The sequence below is a fragment of the Streptomyces sp. yr375 genome (assembly GCF_900110755.1).
Classification (GTDB): Bacteria; Actinomycetota; Actinomycetes; order Streptomycetales; family Streptomycetaceae; genus Streptomyces.
Genome location: NZ_FOFF01000026.1, coordinates 47,327 through 65,350, shown reverse-complemented (window position 1 = coordinate 65,350; position 18,024 = coordinate 47,327). Strand labels below are relative to the sequence as shown.

At 71.3% G+C, this 18,024-nt stretch carries 11 protein-coding genes; 3 read left to right on the top strand and 8 right to left on the bottom strand.

Annotated features, from left to right (window positions below):
- Positions 1-501: 501 nt before the first annotated feature.
- Positions 502-1,281 (top strand): transcriptional repressor LexA, encoded by a 780-nt coding sequence (gene lexA / locus BMZ82_RS24315; protein WP_093779254.1) that lies wholly within the window; start codon positions 502-504, stop codon positions 1,279-1,281.
- 182 nt (positions 1,282-1,463) lie between these two features.
- Here the strand turns inward: lexA and BMZ82_RS24310 are convergent, their stop codons facing one another.
- From BMZ82_RS24310 to BMZ82_RS24295, 4 genes are all read right to left on the bottom strand, one after another.
- On the bottom strand, positions 1,464-3,452 hold the full coding sequence (locus BMZ82_RS24310) for an ATP-dependent DNA helicase (RefSeq protein ID WP_093779252.1): 1,989 nt from the start codon (positions 3,450-3,452) through the stop codon (positions 1,464-1,466).
- Positions 3,453-3,708: 256 nt separating this feature from the next.
- The gene (locus BMZ82_RS24305; protein ID WP_093779250.1) at positions 3,709-4,326 is read right to left on the bottom strand and encodes a GNAT family N-acetyltransferase; all 618 of its coding nucleotides are present in this window, start codon (positions 4,324-4,326) and stop codon (positions 3,709-3,711) included.
- 21 nt (positions 4,327-4,347) lie between these two features.
- Positions 4,348-6,357 carry an IucA/IucC family protein gene (locus tag BMZ82_RS24300; protein ID WP_177244637.1) on the bottom strand — a complete coding sequence of 670 codons (2,010 nt, stop codon included), beginning with the start codon at positions 6,355-6,357 and terminating at the stop codon, positions 4,348-4,350.
- A gap of 75 nt (positions 6,358-6,432) precedes the next feature.
- Entirely contained in the window at positions 6,433-8,115 is a 1,683-nt protein-coding gene (locus tag BMZ82_RS24295; protein WP_256252075.1) for a diaminobutyrate--2-oxoglutarate transaminase family protein, read from the bottom strand.
- 412 nt (positions 8,116-8,527) lie between these two features.
- On the opposite strand from BMZ82_RS24295, the gene BMZ82_RS24290 reads away from it, so the two are divergent.
- Together BMZ82_RS24290 and BMZ82_RS24285 are read left to right on the top strand one after the other, a co-directional pair.
- Positions 8,528-9,751: a trypsin-like serine peptidase gene (locus tag BMZ82_RS24290; protein ID WP_093779248.1), complete on the top strand. Its 1,224-nt coding sequence runs from the start codon at positions 8,528-8,530 to the stop codon at positions 9,749-9,751.
- 247 nt (positions 9,752-9,998) lie between these two features.
- Positions 9,999-11,213, top strand: a complete 1,215-nt coding sequence (locus BMZ82_RS24285; protein WP_093779246.1) for a trypsin-like serine peptidase — start codon at positions 9,999-10,001, stop codon at positions 11,211-11,213.
- Between the two features lie 136 nt (positions 11,214-11,349).
- Here BMZ82_RS24285 and hflX read toward each other — a convergent pair whose 3' ends face one another.
- From hflX to dapF, 4 genes are all read right to left on the bottom strand, one after another.
- A complete protein-coding gene (gene hflX / locus BMZ82_RS24280) occupies positions 11,350-12,843 on the bottom strand; it encodes a GTPase HflX (RefSeq protein WP_093779244.1) in 1,494 nt (497 codons plus the stop codon).
- Between the two features lie 137 nt (positions 12,844-12,980).
- Positions 12,981-14,480 (bottom strand): M1 family metallopeptidase, encoded by a 1,500-nt coding sequence (locus tag BMZ82_RS24275; RefSeq protein WP_093779242.1) that lies wholly within the window; start codon positions 14,478-14,480, stop codon positions 12,981-12,983.
- Positions 14,481-14,627: 147 nt separating this feature from the next.
- Positions 14,628-16,853, bottom strand: a complete 2,226-nt coding sequence (locus tag BMZ82_RS24270) for a RelA/SpoT family protein (RefSeq protein ID WP_093779240.1) — start codon at positions 16,851-16,853, stop codon at positions 14,628-14,630.
- Between the two features lie 300 nt (positions 16,854-17,153).
- On the bottom strand, positions 17,154-18,023 hold the full coding sequence (dapF, locus tag BMZ82_RS24265) for a diaminopimelate epimerase (protein WP_093779238.1): 870 nt from the start codon (positions 18,021-18,023) through the stop codon (positions 17,154-17,156).
- Position 18,024 lies beyond the last annotated feature (1 nt).

Genomic DNA, 18,024 nt, shown 5'->3' with positions numbered 1-18,024 from the left:
TCCATGAGCATCCGAAGACACCGGGGACCACAACTTCTGGGCTGCCGATGCAATCCAACCACTACATGTGGGGCTTGGCCCATACATCCAGGCCGCATCGCGTGTCGCACCGACCGCGCTCACCCCACGCGATCCCACCGTCACGCCGAGCACCCGAAATCCACCCGTGCACGCGCGCGTACAGCCGTATCCCCCCGGCGCTTACGGCGATACCGTGGGCGCCGCGGGGAGGAGAAGTGGGACTCTCGCGCAGAGTGGGGCCGATCCCCGGCCGACGGGAGACCGGATGGCAGACTGGGCCACGCCTCACCAGGTCATCGGCCTCGGCGGTGAAGGGTACAACCCGTCAACCCTCTTATCCGCCAGGGCAAGCGTTAGCCATACACCCAGACACATGATCAAGTCAGGCTATCCACGCTTTTTCACTCGAACGTGTGTTTGGCGCAACCTTTCGAAAGCAACTACCGTTGTCCAGCAGGGAGACAACCGAGAGGGGCCGACGTGACCACCACCGCAGACAGTGCCACCATCACTGCCCAGGACCGCTCCCAGGGCCGACTCGAGCCGGTGCATGCGATGAACGAAGCCATGAATCCCGAGGCGCACAAGCGCTCGCTGCCGGGCCGACCTCCAGGCATCCGCGCGGACAGTTCGGGACTCACGGACCGGCAGCGCCGAGTGATCGAGGTCATCAGGGACTCCGTGCAACGGCGCGGTTATCCGCCGTCGATGCGGGAGATCGGTCAGGCGGTCGGCCTGTCCAGCACCTCTTCGGTCGCACACCAGTTGATGGCGCTGGAGCGCAAGGGCTTCCTGCGCCGCGACCCGCACCGCCCGCGCGCGTACGAGGTGCGCGGCTCCGACCAGGCATCCTCCGTGCAGCCCACGGACACCGCCGGCAAGCCCGCCGCTTCGTACGTTCCGCTGGTCGGCCGGATCGCCGCCGGTGGCCCGATCCTCGCCGAGGAGTCCGTCGAGGACGTCTTCCCGCTCCCTCGGCAACTGGTCGGCGACGGTGAGCTGTTCGTGCTGAAGGTCGTCGGCGACTCGATGATCGAGGCCGCGATCTGCGACGGCGACTGGGTCACCGTCCGCCGCCAGCCCGTCGCCGAGAACGGTGACATCGTCGCCGCGATGCTCGACGGCGAGGCCACCGTCAAGCGCTTCAAGCGCGAGGACGGCCATGTGTGGCTGCTCCCGCACAACGCCGCGTACGAGCCGATTCCCGGCGACGACGCGACCATCCTCGGCAAGGTGGTGGCCGTACTCCGCCGCGTCTGAGCACGGCGGTGGACGGGCCTCCCCCGTCCACCCCCTGTGACTGGGCCCCGGGATCCCTGCGCCGGTTCCGGGGCCCTGTGCTGCGCCCAGCCCAAGGAGCCAAAGGGTGCAGGAGCGCGGTGAAGGCGGGGGCCGTCCCTGGAGGAACAGGGACGGCCCCCGCCTTCACCGCGCTCCTGCGTTCACTCTGCTTCTGTCTGCGCTTCCGTCTGCTTGGCCACCGCGTCGATCGCCGCGAGCGACCTGCGGACCTGGTTGCGGTCCGTGGTGTACCAGAAGTCCGGCAGGGACGCCTTCAGATAGCTCCCGTAGCGGGCCGTCGCCAGCCGCTGGTCCAGTACGGCGACCACGCCCCGGTCCCCCGACGCCCGTACGAGGCGGCCCGCGCCCTGTGCCATGAGCAGCGCCGCGTGCGTGGCGGCGACGGCCATGAAGCCGTTGCCGCCGGCGTCCTCCACCGCCTTCTGACGGGCGCTCATCAGGGGGTCGTCCGGGCGCGGAAACGGGATCTTGTCCATGACGACCAGTTGGCAACTGGCACCGGGGACGTCGACGCCCTGCCAGAGCGACAGTGTGCCGAACAGGCAGGTCTTCGGGTCTGCCGAGAAGTTCTTGATCAGCTCGCCGAGGGTCTCCTCGCCCTGGAGGAGGATCGGGAACTCGGGGATGCGGCTGCGCAGTTCCTCGGCGGCGAGCTGGGCCGCCCGCATGGAGGAGAAGAGGCCGAGGGTGCGTCCGCCGGCCGACTGGATCAGCTCGGTCAGTTCGTCCAGCATGTCGCCGCGGTCGCCGTCCCGCGCGGGGCGCGACAGGTGTTTGGCGACGTACAGGATGCCCTGCTTGGGGTAGTCGAAGGGCGAGCCGACGTCGATGCCCTTCCACTGCGGGACGTCCTCGCCCTGGGTGCCCTCCGGGGCCAGCCCCATCGACGCGCCCACACCGTTGAAGTCCCCGCCCAGCTTCAGGGTGGCCGAGGCCAGGGTCACGGAGCGGTCCGCGAAGAGCTTCTCCCGCAGCAGGCCCGAGACGGACATGGGGGCGACGCGCAGGGAGGCGCCGAAGCGGTCGTGCCGTTCGTACCAGACGACGTCCCACTCGGAGCCGTTCGTGAGCCGCTCCGCGACGTCGTGCACGCTCTCCACGGAGGCGAGGGCCTGCTTGCGGACCGCGTCCTCGTCCTGGACGGACTTGTCGCGGGTCGCGCCGATGCCGGAGATGACCGTCCGGGCGGCGTCGCGCAGCGCCATGAGGGCGTAGCCGAGGTCCTCTGGGATCTCCTCCAGGCGGCCGGGCAGGGCCAGCTCCATGAGCCGCTCGAAGCCCTCGGCGGCGGTCTGGAGCTGGTCCGCCGCCTTTTCGTTGACCAGCTTCGCCGCCCGGCGCACGGCCCGGTTGACCTGCCCGGGGGTGAGCTCGCCGGTGGCGACGCCGGTGACCCGCGAGACCAGCTCGTGCGCCTCGTCGACGATCAGCACCTCGTGCTGCGGGAGGACCGGGGCGCCCTCGATGGCGTCGATGGCGAGCAGCGCGTGGTTGGTGACGACGACCTCGGCCAGTTTGGCGCGCTCACGGGCCATCTCCGCGAAGCACTCGGCCCCGTAGGCGCACTTGGTTGCGCCCAGACACTCCCGGGAGGACACCGACACCTGGGCCCAGGCGCGGTCGGACACGCCGGGCGTGAGGTCGTCGCGGTCACCGGACTCGGTCTCGTCCGACCAGTCCCGCAGCCGCAGCAGGTCCTGGCCGAGCTTGCTGGTGGGCGCGGCCGCCTCGAACTGGTCGAAGAGGCCCTCCTCCTCGTCCTGCGGGACGCCCTCGTGCAGGCGGTGCAGGCACAGGTAGTTCGACCTGCCCTTGAGCATCGCGAACTCCGGGCGGCGGCGCAGCAGCGGATGCAGCGCGTCGACCGTACGCGGCAGGTCGCGCTCCACGAGCTGGCGTTGCAGGGCGAGGGTGGCGGTCGCGACCACCACGCGTTCCCCGTGCGCGAGCGCGGGCACGAGGTAGCCGAGCGACTTACCGGTGCCGGTGCCGGCCTGGACCAGCAGGTGGGAGCCTTCGTCGATCGCTTCGGCGACGGCTTCGGCCATGGTCACCTGGCCGGGGCGCTCCGTGCCGCCGACGGCGGTGACGGCGGCATGCAGGAGTTCGGGGAGTGAGGGCTTCGTCATAGCGCGTCCACCCTACGGCGCGGCACTGACAAACGAGTGGCCGAGGCGGACGTGAGAGACCGGAGAGGAGGGAGAGGAGGGAGAGGTGGGAGAGGTGGGAGAGGTGGGAGAGGTGGGAGAGGTGGGAGAGGTGGGAGAGGTGGGAGAGGTGGGATCAAGACGGCGGGTTTCTCGGTGGGGGCGAAAGTGGTGGACGCCGGCGGGAACCGGACGGGCACGAGCGACGTTTCATCAGTAACGACGCGATTACAGTGCGTCACAGAAGATCGCGCAGGGACCGGTCCCGGACCATGAGAGCCGCCCGCTTGGTGGGCAGGTCGACCTCGGCGAAGAACCGGAACCCGGCGCTCAGGAAGGTGGCGATGGACGGAATGTTGCGAAGGTCGGGCTCGGCGACGACGCGGGCACACGCAGGTCTCCTGTCAAGGACGAGGTCGGCGACGGCTCTCAGCAGAACGCTGCCGAGTCCTCGCCCACGGTCGGCGCCACCGCCGATGAGCAGGTGGATCCCGGTGTCGTGCGGCCGGGCCGGATAGTGCCGCGCCAGGGGGTCGAGGTCGGCCCGGTAGATCTCCCAGTAGCTCATGGGCCGCCCCTCCAGCACGCCGAGGCACGGGACGCTGTGCCCGTCGTCTGCGAGTTGGCGGCGCAGGTGCCGCCCGGTCACCGGCTCGGGCCCGGCCAGTTCCCAGAACGCGGCGACAGCGGGGTCGTTCATCCACCGGCCGACGAGGGAGAGGTCCCGCTCGATCATGACAGGGACGAGGCGGAACGCCCCCATGGGGGTGGCGGTGGGCCCCCACTCGCCGATGCCGAAGGCACCGACCGGGCAGGGGGCGGCGGCGGTACCGGTATCGACATCGACGGCAGGCACGGCGGGCTCCTCTCGGACGGCTCAGGAACGCAGGGGGTTGGCGATGGTGACGTAGACGGACTGGGTGTCCACCGGGCCGACGAGTTCGTCGAGGCCGTGCAACCGGGTCAGCAGGTTGGCCTTGCAGCGCAGGGAGGGCGAGTCGAGGAGTCGGGAGGGCAGCGAACTGCGCATACGTTCGGGGCCGGCGGCGGCGTCGGCGAGGAAGCGCCGGAAGGCGGCGAGCAGCAGTCGTTCGTCGGCGAGCCGTTGGGAGCCGAACGCGCCGATGAGCCCGAGCACGTTGTTGATCCCCAGGTAGTAGGCGAAGCGCTCGTCGGTGACCTCGTCGGAGACGAAGGTGTCGCTGCGCTCGCCGATACCGGGCAGTCGGGCTTCGAGGTCCGCGCGGCTGGACTCGCGGAAGTAGTAGCCCTGGTTGTCGCGGTAGCGGCCGCCCATGGGCCAGCCGTCGGGGTCCAGGAGAAGGAGCGTGTTCTGCTGGTGCGCCTCCAGGGCGATGCCCGCCTCACCGTCGAGCCACAGGACGGGCCGGACGACCTGCTCCAGATAGCGCAGGAACCACTCGGCGGCGACCGCCCCGGGCGGGCGACCGGTCCGGGCGGCGAGGTGCCTGACGATCGAGGCCAGCCGGGAGCGGTGGACGGCACGCGGGTCGGGCCGGGGGGCGACGAGGCCGGCGATGCAGGAGACGTCGTCCGCCGGGGCGAACGGGTTGTGGCGGATGACCACGTCGAGGCCCGGCAGCGGGAGGCCGTCCGGTGCGTCGACCGCGAGCCAGGCCGGATCCCGGACGATGTCGAAGCCCGGGTGGGCCGCCCGCCACCGCTCGGACAGGCCTGCGCGCAGCAGGCGGTGCACTTCGACCCCGCGATGCAGCTCCTTGCGGAGGTTCTGGCGATGGGAGTTGGTGATGCGCAGCCCGAGCGAGAGTTTGAGCATCGCCGGGGCGCCTGACTGGTGGACGGTGCGTACGGAGGAGGTGGGATACCAGGGCGAGCCGTGTGCGCCGAGGTCGCGGAGCAGCCCGGCGTCGAGCAGGGCCGCGACGTCGGGGCGGTGCCGGGCCTCGCTCAGTTGCCAGGGGTGCAGCGGCAGGGCGGCGTAGCCGTCGGGCAGTTGCAGGTCGGGGCCGGCGAGCGCGGCGGTCAGCCGGTCGGCGGGGACGGTACGGCCGCTTTCCGTCCAGGCGGAGTCCGTGGCGAGCAGGGAAGGAGCGACAGCCAGCCAGTGGAGGGGGAAGGATCCACGCAACTCGGGTGAGTACAGCCGTGCTTCAGCCTCCGAGAGACCTTCGCGGCTCTTCGGGGTCGGGTGCAGCGGGTGTCCGAGCAGCAGTGCCTGTTCGGACGACAGGAACAGGTCCAGGTCAGGTCCGTCGGCCGGGCGTTCGCGGTGCTCGGCGATGAAGTCGGCGGTTCGGCGGACCGAGTCGGCGACACGTGCCACCAGGTCGACACCGTCGCCGTTCACGGGGGCGGGGCCCGGTTCAGCGGTTGCGGTCGGGCCGGGGGTGACGGTCGTCCCGGTGGTTCTTGCGGTGCCCGAAGTGCCTGTGGTGCTCGGGGTGCCTGCGGTGCGGTGTGCTGTGGCCGGGGGTGCCTCGCGGGCCAGCAGGGCCGCGACCGTGACGGCGTCGGCGGGTGGCGCCTGCTCGGGGGCGCCGGCCAGGCGCGGGAGGCCGAAGCGATGGCAGCCCGTCGGGGACCAGTAGTGGACGGGGGTGAGCAGGGCGGTGCCACTGGCAGGCAGCGGCACGTGGAGGGTGTCGTCGCCGGGGGCGGGGGCGGGCAGGCCCGCCTCGCGTACCCAGCAGCGCAGCAGGTTCTCCACGGCCGCGGCCTGGGCCGCCGTGTGCGGGTCGGGATGGTCCAGGAGATCGGCGGCAGCGGGGTGGTGCGGCAGTTCGGCTTGGCGGACGTGGAGGGCGTGGGGAGTCTCGCCCTGCTGTCGGGGGACAGCGACCGAAGTCGTGTTGGCGTCAGAGTCGGTGTCGGAATCGGAGTCGGCGGGAGGTGGGGAGGTGGTCAAGGTCGTTCCTCGTGACGTGGTGGGGCTGGCCGCGAGCGGGCAGTGGCGCGGGGTCGGCAGCAGCGGTCGCTCGGGCTACCCCGCCCGGTTGGCGGGGTCACCCTGGCGCGGGACCTGCCCGGGCGGCCGGAGGGTTCGGTCCAGCCGGTTCGACCGGGCGTTGTCCCCGCTGCCCGTGCCGCCGACCTGGCCCCTGACCTGGCCGCCGGGCGGGCCGCTGACCTGGCCCCTCGCCTGCGCGCGGGATACCGCCGCCAGCGCGTCCGCGAGTCGGTCGAGTACCGCGGCGGCCTGCTCGTCGGTGATGGTCAAGGGGGGAAGCAGCCGTACGACGCTGGCGTGGCGCCCGCCGAGTTCGACGATCAGGCCGCGCCGCAGGCACTCCCGCTGGAGGGCGGCGGCCAGCGCGGGGGCGGCCGGGAAGGGGCCGTGCGCGGGGGCCGACGGCGATGCCGTGCGGGACGTGGCGGCACCGGCATCACCGTCGGCACCAGCACGATCGGTCGGCGCGTCGAAATCGTCACCGGCATGAGCGGCGACCGGCGGGGCGTCGGTCTCGCCGTGCCTGCCTCCCGCGTGTCCGATTCCACCTCGCCCGACCCCCGTGTGCCCGCTTGCCCCGTGCCGGCAATCCCCCTCGGGGTCCACCAGCTCGACCCCGATCATCAGGCCGCGGCCCCGTACGTCGCCCAGGCAGGGGAAGTCCTGGGCGAGGTTGCGGAGTTGGGCCAGCATGCGGGTGCCCAGTGCGGCCGCGCGTGCGGTGAGGCCGTTCTCGCGGACGTAGGCGAGGGTGGCCGTACCGGCGGCCATGGCGAGTTGGTTGCCGCGGAACGTGCCCGCGTGAGCGCCGGGTTCCCAGACGTCGAGGTCGTCGCGGTAGACGACGATGGCGAGCGGCAGGCTGCCCCCGATGGCCTTGGACAGGACCATCACGTCAGGGGTGACCCCGCTGTGCTCCACCGCCCAGAAGGCACCGGTCCGGCCGACGCCGGTCTGGACCTCGTCGGCGATCAGCGGGATCGAGCGGTCGGCCGTGATCTGCCGCATACGGCGCATCCAGGCGTCCGGCGCGGGGATGACACCGCCCTCGCCCTGGACGGGTTCCAGGATCATCCCGGCGGGCTGTCGTACGCCCGACTTGGGGTCGTCGAGGACGGACTCGGTCCAGCGGGCGGCGAGTTCGGCGCCGCGCTCGCCGCCGACGCCGAACGGGCAGCGGTAGTCCTGCGGATAGGGCAGGCGGGCGACGCGTACGTCGAAAGCGCCCCCGGACGCTTCGAGGGAGCCTGCCGTCATCCCGTGGTAGGCACCGGTGAAGGCCAGGACGCCGGTGCGGCCGGTGGCGGCGCGGACCAGTTTGAGGGCTGCCTCCACGGCGTCCGTGCCGGCCGGTCCGCAGAACTGCACGCGCGCGTGGTCGGCGAGACCGGGCGGCAGGGTGCGGAACAGTTCGGTGATGAAGGCGTCCTTGACGGGGGTGGCGAGGTCGAGGACGTGCAGCGGCGCGCCCGAGTCGAGGACCTTGCGGATGGCCTCCAGCACGACGGGGTGGTTGTGGCCGAGCGCGAGGGTGCCGGCGCCCGAGAGGCAGTCGAGGTAGCGGCGGCCGTCCGCGCCCTCGATGGTCAGCCCGCGTGCCCGTACCGGCACGATCGGGAGGGCACGCGCGTACGTGCGCGCCGCCGACTCGCGTGCCGACTGGCGCCGCAGGATGCCCTCGTGCGCCGGTCGCTCGCCCGGCGACTCCGAGACGATGGCAGTCCCGGCGGAAAAAGCTCCGGCGGGGGAAGTCCCCGGGAGGGAAGTCCCTGCGGGGGAGATTCCGGTGGCACGCCCCGTGGGGGCCTCCTCGGGCACTCGCTCGGTCACGGCCACGGCTTCCCGTCCTCCCGCAGTTCAGGAGTCCGGGCGCGGACAGCGGACTCCCCACCGCTACCAACCCCGAAAGGTCGTCCTGGTTACGGGTTGCCTCAAGATCCTTGCTGTGACCGAACAGTTGCCGTTCCGCCAGAAGTCCCCCACGGCGACGGCATATCGTGTGGTGGCATCGCACCGGGCCGCGAGACCCCCTCGAAGTCGTCCGAACTCGCCATGAGAGCAGCGCGAGTTCCGCGCCGGGGGAACGGCCGGTGTTTCACGTTCGTTCACAGCAGGGGGAGTTCAGACCATGCGATCCACACGGCCGTCGTTCACCGCTCGTCGGGGGAGGAACACGCGCCGCAGAACCGCCCCCGTGCTGGGCGCCGTTGCCCTCGCCTCGGTGCTCGCACTCACCGCGACCGCCTGCGACTCGGGCGACACCAACGCGGACAGCAAGGCCAGCGCGTCGGCGTCGGCCGCCGGCGACGGAAAGATCACGATCCCGGACGACATCAAGGACCAGCTCAAAGAGCACGGCATCGACCTCGACAAGTGGAAGAACGGCGCCTGGAAGAACTGGGACAAGGACGACTGGCTGCGCGAGGCGCAGGACTACGTCAACCCGATCATCAAGGGGCTGTGGGACCCGGACCGGATGCGGCAGGCCGAGGACCCGGACCGGGGCGTCGACGACAGCGACCTCTCCGGTGACCAGGGCGTGACCGACCCGACGCCGAAGGCGGTGGACGCAAAGGCCGTGCCGACGAAGTACCACGCCAACGCGCCCGAGGCGGGCAAGGTGTTCTTCGACTCCCCCGAGGGCACGATGGTCTGCTCGGCCACGGTCGTGCAGGACCCGGCCCACCCCGGCAAGTCCAACCTGGTGTGGACGGCGGGCCACTGCGTGCACGCGGGCAAGGGCGGCGGCTGGTACCGCAACATCGCGTTCGTGCCGTCGTACAACGACCAGGGCCTGTCGGCCGAGCAGTTGCAGACGGCCACCAAGGAACAGGCCGCGCCCTACGGGGTCTGGTGGGGCGACTGGACGAAGACCTCGGACCAGTGGATCGCGCAGGGCGGCGAGACCGGCGGCGACGGCGCCTCGTACGACTACGCGGTCATCCATGTGACGCCGGAGGACGGCGGTTCCGGCAAATCCCTCGAGGAGACGGTCGGTTCGGCGCTGCCGGTGGACTTCAACGCGCCCGCGGTGCCGAAGGTCAGCAGCATCACCGCGACCGGCTACCCGGCGGCGGCGCCGTACGACGGGCAGAAGCTCTACCAGTGCCAGGACAAGCCGGGGCGGTTCTCGCTCAGTTCGGCGGATCCGACGATGTACCGCATCGGCTGCACGATGACCGGCGGTTCGTCGGGCGGCGGTTGGGTCGCGGCCGGGTCGGACGGAAAGCCCGCGCTGGTGTCCAACACGTCGATCGGCCCGGTGGCCTCGGGCTGGCTCGCGGGTCCGCGGCTCGGTGATGTGGCCAAGGGTGTGTACGACTCGGTGAGCGACAAGTTCGCCGGTCAGTAGCCGGATCGGCGGTGGGGTGCCTGACGGGAACCTTCACCATCCCACCGCCGTTCGTCCCGAATTCCCCGGGCATAGTGGAGTGTTGCCTGCGGGTGGTCGTCGTACGGACTCGACATCCTCGATGGCAGGTGCATGACATGGGTGGATTTGGGCGCAGGCTGACGGTCGCGCCCTTCCCATGCTTCGACTGCTTCGACGATCCACACGCTTCAGACGATTCACACGCTTCAACGGGGGACACCGCACCATGCGTTCCACACGTACGCCCGTCGCGCGCCGGCACGGCCGGCGGCGCACGCTGCTCGCCGCCGGGCTCGTCACCGCCCTGGCGCTGACGGCGACCGCCTGCAACGGCTCCGACGACACCAAGGCCGACGCCACCGCCTCCGGAACCGCCGCCGCCGAGTCCGGCTCCGGCTCGGGGGACAGCAAGGTCAAGGTTCCCGCCGACGTCGCCGACAAGCTCAAGAAGCACGGCGTCGACGTCGACAAGTGGGCCGACGGCGGCTGGCAGGACTGGGACAAGGACAAGTGGCTCAGCGCGGCCAAGGACTTCGTCAACCCGGTCATCGAGGGGTTGTGGAAGCCGGAGCGGATGCGGTCCGCGAAGGAAGCGAACAAGACGGTCACGACCAAGGACGCCGCCGCCGACCAGGGCGTCAGCGACCCTGAGCCGACGCCCGTCGAGGCGGCGGCCGAGAAGACGCCGTACCACGAGAACGCGGCGCCGGTCGGCAAGGTCTTCTTCGACTCGCCCGAGGGCACGATGGTCTGCTCGGGCACGGTCATCACGGACGTGAACCACCCGGGCAAGTCCAACCTCGTCTGGACGGCCGGGCACTGCGTGCACGCCGGTGGTGGCGGCGGCTGGTACCGCAACCTCGTCTTCGTCCCGGCCTACAACGACCTCGGCAAGAGCGAGGCGCAGCTCGGCGACGCCACGGCGGCGGAGATCTCCCCCTACGGCAAGTGGTGGGCGGACTGGGCGTCGACCTCGAACGAATGGATCGCGGGCGGCTCGGAGACGGGCGGCGCGGGTGCCGCGTACGACTACGCCGTCCTGCATGTGACGCCGGAGCAGGGCTCCAAGTCGCTGGAGGAGACGGTCGGCGCGGCGCTCGACATGGACTTCTCCGCGCCGTCCGCGACCGACGTCGCCTCGATGGGTGCCTGGGGCTACCCGGCGGCACCGCCCTACAACGGGCTGAAGATGTTCAAGTGCCTCGACCGGCCCGGGCGGCTCTCGCTGAGCGCCTCGCTGCCGGCGATGTACCGCATCGGCTGCACGATGACCGGCGGCTCTTCCGGTGGCGGCTGGTTCCGGGTGGTGGACGGCAAGACCAAGTTGGTCTCCAACACCTCGATCGGCCCGGCCGACGACACCTGGCTGGCGGGCCCGCAGCTCGGCCCGGAGGCCGAGGCGCTGTACCAGAGCATGAGCAGGACCTACGGCGGCGAGTGAGCCGTACCCGCACGCCGAAGGCCCGCCCCCTGCCTGTCACAGGGGGCGGGCCTTCGGGCGTTCAGCCATCAGTCGGCAGCCAATCAGCCGACAGCCATCGGCTATCTGCCGTCAGCTGGCGGGCGGCTGTGACGGGTCAGGCGGCCGGTGCCGGTACGTACGGTGCGAGGTCCGCCGCCAGTTCCTCGTGGACCCGCGCCTTGAGCAGGGTGCCCTCCGGGGTGTGCTCCTCGGAGATCACCTCGCCGTCGGAGTGGGCACGGGCGACCAGCTTGCCGTGGGTGTACGGCACGAGCGCCTCGATCTCGACCGACGGCCTCGGCAGCTCCTTGTCGATCAGCGCGAGCAGCTCGGCGATGCCCAGGCCGGTGCGGGCCGAGACCGCGATGGAACGCTTCTCGTTCCGCATGAGCCGCTGGAGCGTCAGCGGGTCGGCCGCGTCCGCCTTGTTGATCACGACGATCTCGGGCACGCCGGTGGCGCCGACGTCCCGGATCACCTCGCGCACGGCGGCGAGCTGCTCCTCCGGGGTGGGGTGCGAGCCGTCCACCACGTGCAGGATCAGGTCGGACTCGCCGACCTCCTCCATGGTGGAGCGGAACGCCTCGACCAGGTGGTGCGGCAGGTGCCGGACGAAGCCGACCGTGTCCGCCAGCGTGTACAGGCGGCCGCTGGGCGTCTCCGCCCGGCGCACGGTCGGGTCCAGGGTCGCGAACAGCGAGTTCTCGACCAGGACGCCCGCGCCCGTGAGGCGGTTGAGCAGGGACGACTTGCCGGCGTTGGTGTAGCCCGCGATGGCGACGGACGGCACCTTGTGGCGCTTGCGCTCCTGGCGCTTGATCTCGCGGCCGGTCTTCATGTCCGCGATCTCCCGGCGCATCTTCGCCATCTTCTCGCGGATCCGCCGCCGGTCCGTCTCGATCTTGGTCTCACCGGGACCACGGGTGGCGAGGCCGCCGCCCTTGCCGCCGCCCATCTGACGGGACAGCGACTGACCCCAACCGCGCAGCCTCGGCAGCATGTACTGCATCTGCGCGAGCGCGACCTGCGCCTTGCCCTCCCGGGACTTGGCGTGCTGGGCGAAGATGTCGAGGATCAGGGCCGTACGGTCGATGACCTTGACCTTGACGACGTCTTCGAGGGCGATGAGCTGGCCGGGGCTGAGCTCACCGTCGCAGATGACGGTGTCCGCGCCGGACTCGACGACGATGTCGCGCAGTTCCAGGGCCTTGCCGGAACCGATGAAGGTGGCCGCGTCGGGCTTGTCACGGCGCTGGATGACACCGTCGAGGACGAGTGCGCCCGCCGTCTCCGCGAGGGCGGCCAGCTCCGCGAGGGAGTTGTCCGCGTCCTGTGCGGTCCCCGTGGTCCAGACGCCGACGAGCACGACCCGCTCCAGGCGGAGCTGGCGGTACTCGACCTCGGTGACGTCCTCGAGTTCGGTGGAGAGGCCCGCCACGCGGCGCAGGGCCGCGCGCTCGGAGCGGTCGAACTGGTCGCCGTCCCGCTCTCCGTCGATCTCGTGGCTCCAGGCGACGTCCTCTTCCATCAGGGCATCGGCCCGAAGACCTTCGGGGTAGGCGTGCGCAATGCGCTGGGGCTCCTGGGAAGGGGAAGAAGAGGAGGTCATTGGGTCCTTACGTCGTTGGGGATGCCGATTCGGCGGTCTTCGTGACATTCAACGCACGAGCGCCCCCGGAGATTCCCGAGTCCCGTGCCGCGCCGACCTCACGATGGTCGCACGGTACGGCCCGTCTCGTCACGGTCTTATTTCGCGGCCGGCGCCACCGACTTCCAGTCCGGGTGGCCGGGCATGGGCGGGGTCTTCTCGCCGTACAGCCAGTCCTTGAAGAACCCGGCGAGATCGCGTCCGGAGACGTCCTCGGCGAGCCGCTCGAAGTCGGCCGTGGTCGCCGTGGAGTCCCGGTGGTCGTGCACCCAGGCCCGCTCCAGGTGCTCGAACGCGGGCCGGCCGATCTCCTGGCGCAGGGCGTAGAGGACGAGAGCCGCGCCGTCGTAGACGTTGGGGCGGAAGATGCTGATCTTCTGGCCGGGCTGCGGTGCCTTGGGCAGCGCGGGCGGGCCGCCCGCGGCGCGCCAGCGGTCGGAGGCGCCGTACGCCGCCTTCATGCGCGCCTCCAGGGTGCGGCCCGCCTTCTCCTCCGCGTACAGCGCCTCGTACCAGGTGGCGTGTCCCTCGTTGAGCCACAGGTCGGACCAGGTGCGCGGGCTGACGCTGTCGCCGAACCACTGGTGCGACAGCTCGTGCACCATGATCGACTCGATGTACCAGGCGGGGTAGCCGGGCTCGGTGAACAGGTCCTTCTCGAAGAGAGAGAGGGTCTGCGTCTCGAGTTCGAACCCGGTGGAGGCCTCGGCCATGAGCACGCCGTATGTCTCGAAGGGGTAGGGGCCGACCTTGCCCTCCAGCCAGGCGATCTGGTCGGGGGTCTTCTTCAGCCACGGTTCGAGGAGCGCGCGGTCCTTGGTGGGCACGACGTCCCGTACGGGCAGTGCGTGCGGCCCCTTGCGGTGCACGACGGTGGACCGGCCGATGGACACCTGGGCGAGCTCGGTGGCCATGGGGTGCTGGGTGCGGTACGTCCAGGTGGTCGACGGGCCAACCCGGTCGACGCCGGTCGGCAGCCCGTTGGCGACGGCCGTGTAGTCGTTGGGCGCGGTGATGCGGATGGTGAACATCGCCTTGTCGGACGGGTGGTCGTTGCACGGGAAGACCAGGTGCGCGGCGTCCGCCTGGTTGGCCATGGCGAGGCCGTCCTTGGTCCTGGCCCAGCCGCCGTCCCGGTCGGCGGGGCTCACGGGGTCGCTGGTGTGCCGCACGGTGATCCGCATCCAGCTACCCCGGGTCAGCGCGTCCTCCGGGGTGACCACCAGGTCGTCGCCGGCGCTCGCGAAGGTGGCAGGTTCGCCGTCGACCTCGACCGAGTCGACCTTGCCGTGGGCGAAGTCGAGGTTGATCCGGTCCAGGTCGGTCGTGGTCCAGGCGTCGATGGTGGTGACCGCCTGGAGGGGTTTGCCGTTGCTGCCGGGATAGGCGAAGGACAGGTCGTAGGACGCGACGTCGTACCCGGGGTTGCCCAGCTCCGGGAAGAGGCGGTCGCCGACGCCGAGCGGGGCCGCCGGGGCGCTCGCGGCGACCAGGCAGACGGCGACGGCCGAGGCGAGCAGCGCGGACTTCAGCCGCCGGGAGGTGCCGGGGCGGCCGGAAGGGGCTCGGGGCGTTCGGGCGCGGGGGGTGAGCAGCATGCACCACGGCTACCAGCGCGCACGGGTACCGCGTGGGCGACGCGCGCCCGGCCCACCCGAACGAGTTGCTCACGCGCGCGTGGACAGACGCTCGGGACTACGGGTGCTATGGGTCCGATAGGACCTACGCGTTACGTCGTCACCTCGTCACGTCGTCCCTGAGGAGGACGAGGCGTGGTGCTGCGCGCGGTCCACGTCGTACACCCCTGGCACGTTCCGCATGGCGCGGATGAGGGTGGGCAGGTGGGCCGCGTCCGGGAGTTGGACGGTGTACGTGTGGCGCACGCGCTGCTGGGTCGGGGGCTCGACGGTCGCGGAGACGATCTCGGCGCCCTCCAGGGCCATGGCCTCGGTGAGGTCCGCGAGGAGATGGGGGCGGCCGAACGATTCGGCGACCAGGGTGACCCGGCATCCACTGGTGTCGCCCCAGCGCACGTCGACCGCGTCGCGTCCCGCGTCCGCCATGCGGGCCACGGCGGCGCACTCCGCGCGGTGCACGGTCACCACTCCCCCGCGCACGTCGAATCCGGTGACCTCGTCGAGCGGTACGGGCGTGCAGCACCCGGCGAGCCGGACGCTCGCGTCGGGCCGGTCGACGACGGTGATCGCGGCGCCGGGCCGCGCGGCGGGCGCGTCGGTGGCGGCCGCGTCGGCCACGGCCCGCGCGGGGGCGGCCCCGGCGCCGCCTTCCGGTCCGGGGCTCCCTTCCGGCGCGGAGCCCTCTTCCGGTACGGAGTGCTCGGCCGGGGCCGGGTGCGTCGCCAGCCACCGTTGGATGGCGATCCGGGCGGCGGGGGTGTGGGCGTGCTCCAGCCACTCCCTGGAGGGCTCCGAGGCGGGGTCCTGGCCCATGAGGAGCTGGACGGTGTCGCCGTCCCGCAGAACGGTGCTGAGGGTCGCCAGACGGCCGTTCACGCGGGCGCCGATGCAGGCGTGGGCGTCCTCGCCGTACTGCTCGTACGCGGCGTCGACACAGGTAGCCCCGTCGGGCAGGCCGAGCGTGCCGCCGTCGGGGCGGAAGACGGTGATCTCGCGGTCCTGGGCGAGGTCCTCGCGCAGGGTGGACCAGAAGGTGTCGGGATCGGGGGCGGCCTCCTGCCAGTCGAGGAGGCGGGAGAGCCAGCCGGGCCGGGTGGGGTCGACGCGCTCCCCGTCGGCAGGGGCTCCCGCTCTGCCCTGCTCCTCTGCTGAAGCCTGGTCAGGAGCCGGGTCAGGGGTCGTGTAGGGATTGCCGAGCGCTACGACGCCGGCCTCGGCGACCTTGTGCATCTGGTGCGTACGGATGAGGACTTCGGCGACCTGGCCGTCCTCGCGGGCCACGGCGGTGTGCAGCGACTGGTACAGGTTGAACTTCGGGACGGCGATGAAGTCCTTGAACTCCGAGACGACCGGCGTCATACAGGTGTGCAGTTCGCCCAGGACGGCGTAGCAGTCGGCGTCCTCGTTCACCAGGACCAGCAGCCGGCCGAAGTCGGCGCCCCGCATGCGGCCGCGTTTGCGGGACGCGCGGTGCACGGAGACGAAGTGGCGTGGCCGGATGAGGACTTCGGCCTGGATGCCGGCTTCGCGCAAAACCGTGCGCATGGCGTCGGAGAACTCGGCGAGCGGATCGTCCGCGCGGGACGCGTTGTCGATGATCAGCTCGCGGGTGTGCTCGTACTCCTCGGGGTGCAGGATCGCGAAGACGAGGTCTTCCAGCTCGGTCTTGAGGGCCTGGACGCCGAGGCGTTCGGCGAGCGGGATGAGGACGTCGCGGGTCACCTTGGCGATGCGTTCCTGCTTCTCGGGGCGCATCACGCCCAGGGTGCGCATGTTGTGCAGCCGGTCGGCGAGTTTGATCGACATGACGCGGACGTCGCTGCCGGTGGCGACGAGCATCTTGCGGAAGGTCTCGGGCTCGGCGGCCGCGCCGTAGTCGACCTTCTCCAACTTCGTGACGCCGTCGACGAGATAGCGCACCTCGGCGCCGAACTGCTCGCCGACCTGATCGAGTGTCACCTCGGTGTCCTCGACGGTGTCGTGGAGCAGAGAGGCCGTCAAGGTCGTGGTCTCCGCGCCGAGTTCGGCGAGGATCAGGGTCACGGCGAGCGGGTGGGTGATGTAGGGCTCGCCGCTCTTGCGCATCTGGCCGCGGTGCGAGGACTCGGCCAACACGTAGGCGCGGTGCAGGGGTTCCAGGTCGGCGTCGGGGTGGTGGGCGCGGTGCGCCTCGACCACGTGGCCGATCGCGTCGGGCAGCCGGCCGCGGGAGGCGGGGCCCAGCAGCGCGGCCCGACCCAGGCGGCGCAGGTCGATCCGGGGACGGCTGCGCCTGCGGGGCGCGGCAGGCACTACCGGGCCTGGGGTCGCAGGGTTCGTGGCCTCCGCACTCATGGGCACCTCCGGCTGCGTGGACCGGCGGACGGGGTGTCCCAGGGCGGACACGGCTCAGGGGACTGGTCATCGGTCCCCCGTCCGGGCCGGTGCTTGATGCTACCGAGCCCATCACGCGCGACTGACCGCCTCTCGCCGAGCGTGAAACGGATCACCCATTCGAGCGACAGAAAAGAGGTTTACGGTTTTGAGCCGCAAGAGCCGGAGCCGGTCGCGCATTCGAACCCACCACCGGCCCACAGGGCCTACTCGCCTGTACCTACGGGCTGTTCCAGCCTCTGATGCCAAGTCACGACCGGGTCAGCGGGCGGCGGTTTCCAGCCACTCGGGGTCGATCTCTCCTGTGGCGACGATCACTGCGGGACCGGTCATCTCGATCTCGCCGTCGGGCCGCTCGGTGATCAGCAGGCGTCCGCCGGGGAGGTCGACGGTGTACGTGGCCGGCGTCCCGGTGACCGCCGGGTCGATGCCGTCCCGGCGGGCGGCCGCCACGGCGACGGCGCACGCGCCCGTGCCGCACGAGCGGGTCTCGCCGGACCCGCGCTCGTGCACCCGCAGGGCGACGTGCCGCGGGCCGCGGTCCACGACGAACTCGACGTTGACGCCGTCCGGGTAGACGGCGGCGGGGCTGAAGGGCGGCGGGGAGAGCAGGTCGCCCGCGTGGGCGAGGTCGTCCACGAAGGCGACGGCGTGCGGGTTGCCCATGTTGACGTTCCGCGCGGGCCAACTGCGCTCGCCGACGCGCACCGTGACGTCCCCTTCGGGGAGGCGGGCCTTGCCCATGCCGACGGTGACGTCCCCGTCCTTGGCGATGTGCACGCTCTTGACGCCCCCGCGCGTGGCGACGGCGAGGTCCCCCTCGGTGATGAGGCCGGCCCGCTGGAGGTAGCGGGCGAAGACGCGGACTCCGTTGCCACACATCTCGGCGACCGAGCCGTCACCGTTGCGGTAGTCCATGAACCACTCCGCCTCGGCGGCCATGTGCTTCGCCTCGGGGTGCGCGGCGGACCGCACGACGTGCAGCAGGCCGTCACCGCCGATGCCCGCGCGACGGTCGCACAGGACGGCGACGACGGCCGGAGGGAAGTCGATGGCGTTCTCGGGGTCCGGGACGATCACGAAGTCGTTCTCGGTGCCGTGCCCCTTGAGGAAGGCGATCCGCGTGCTCATT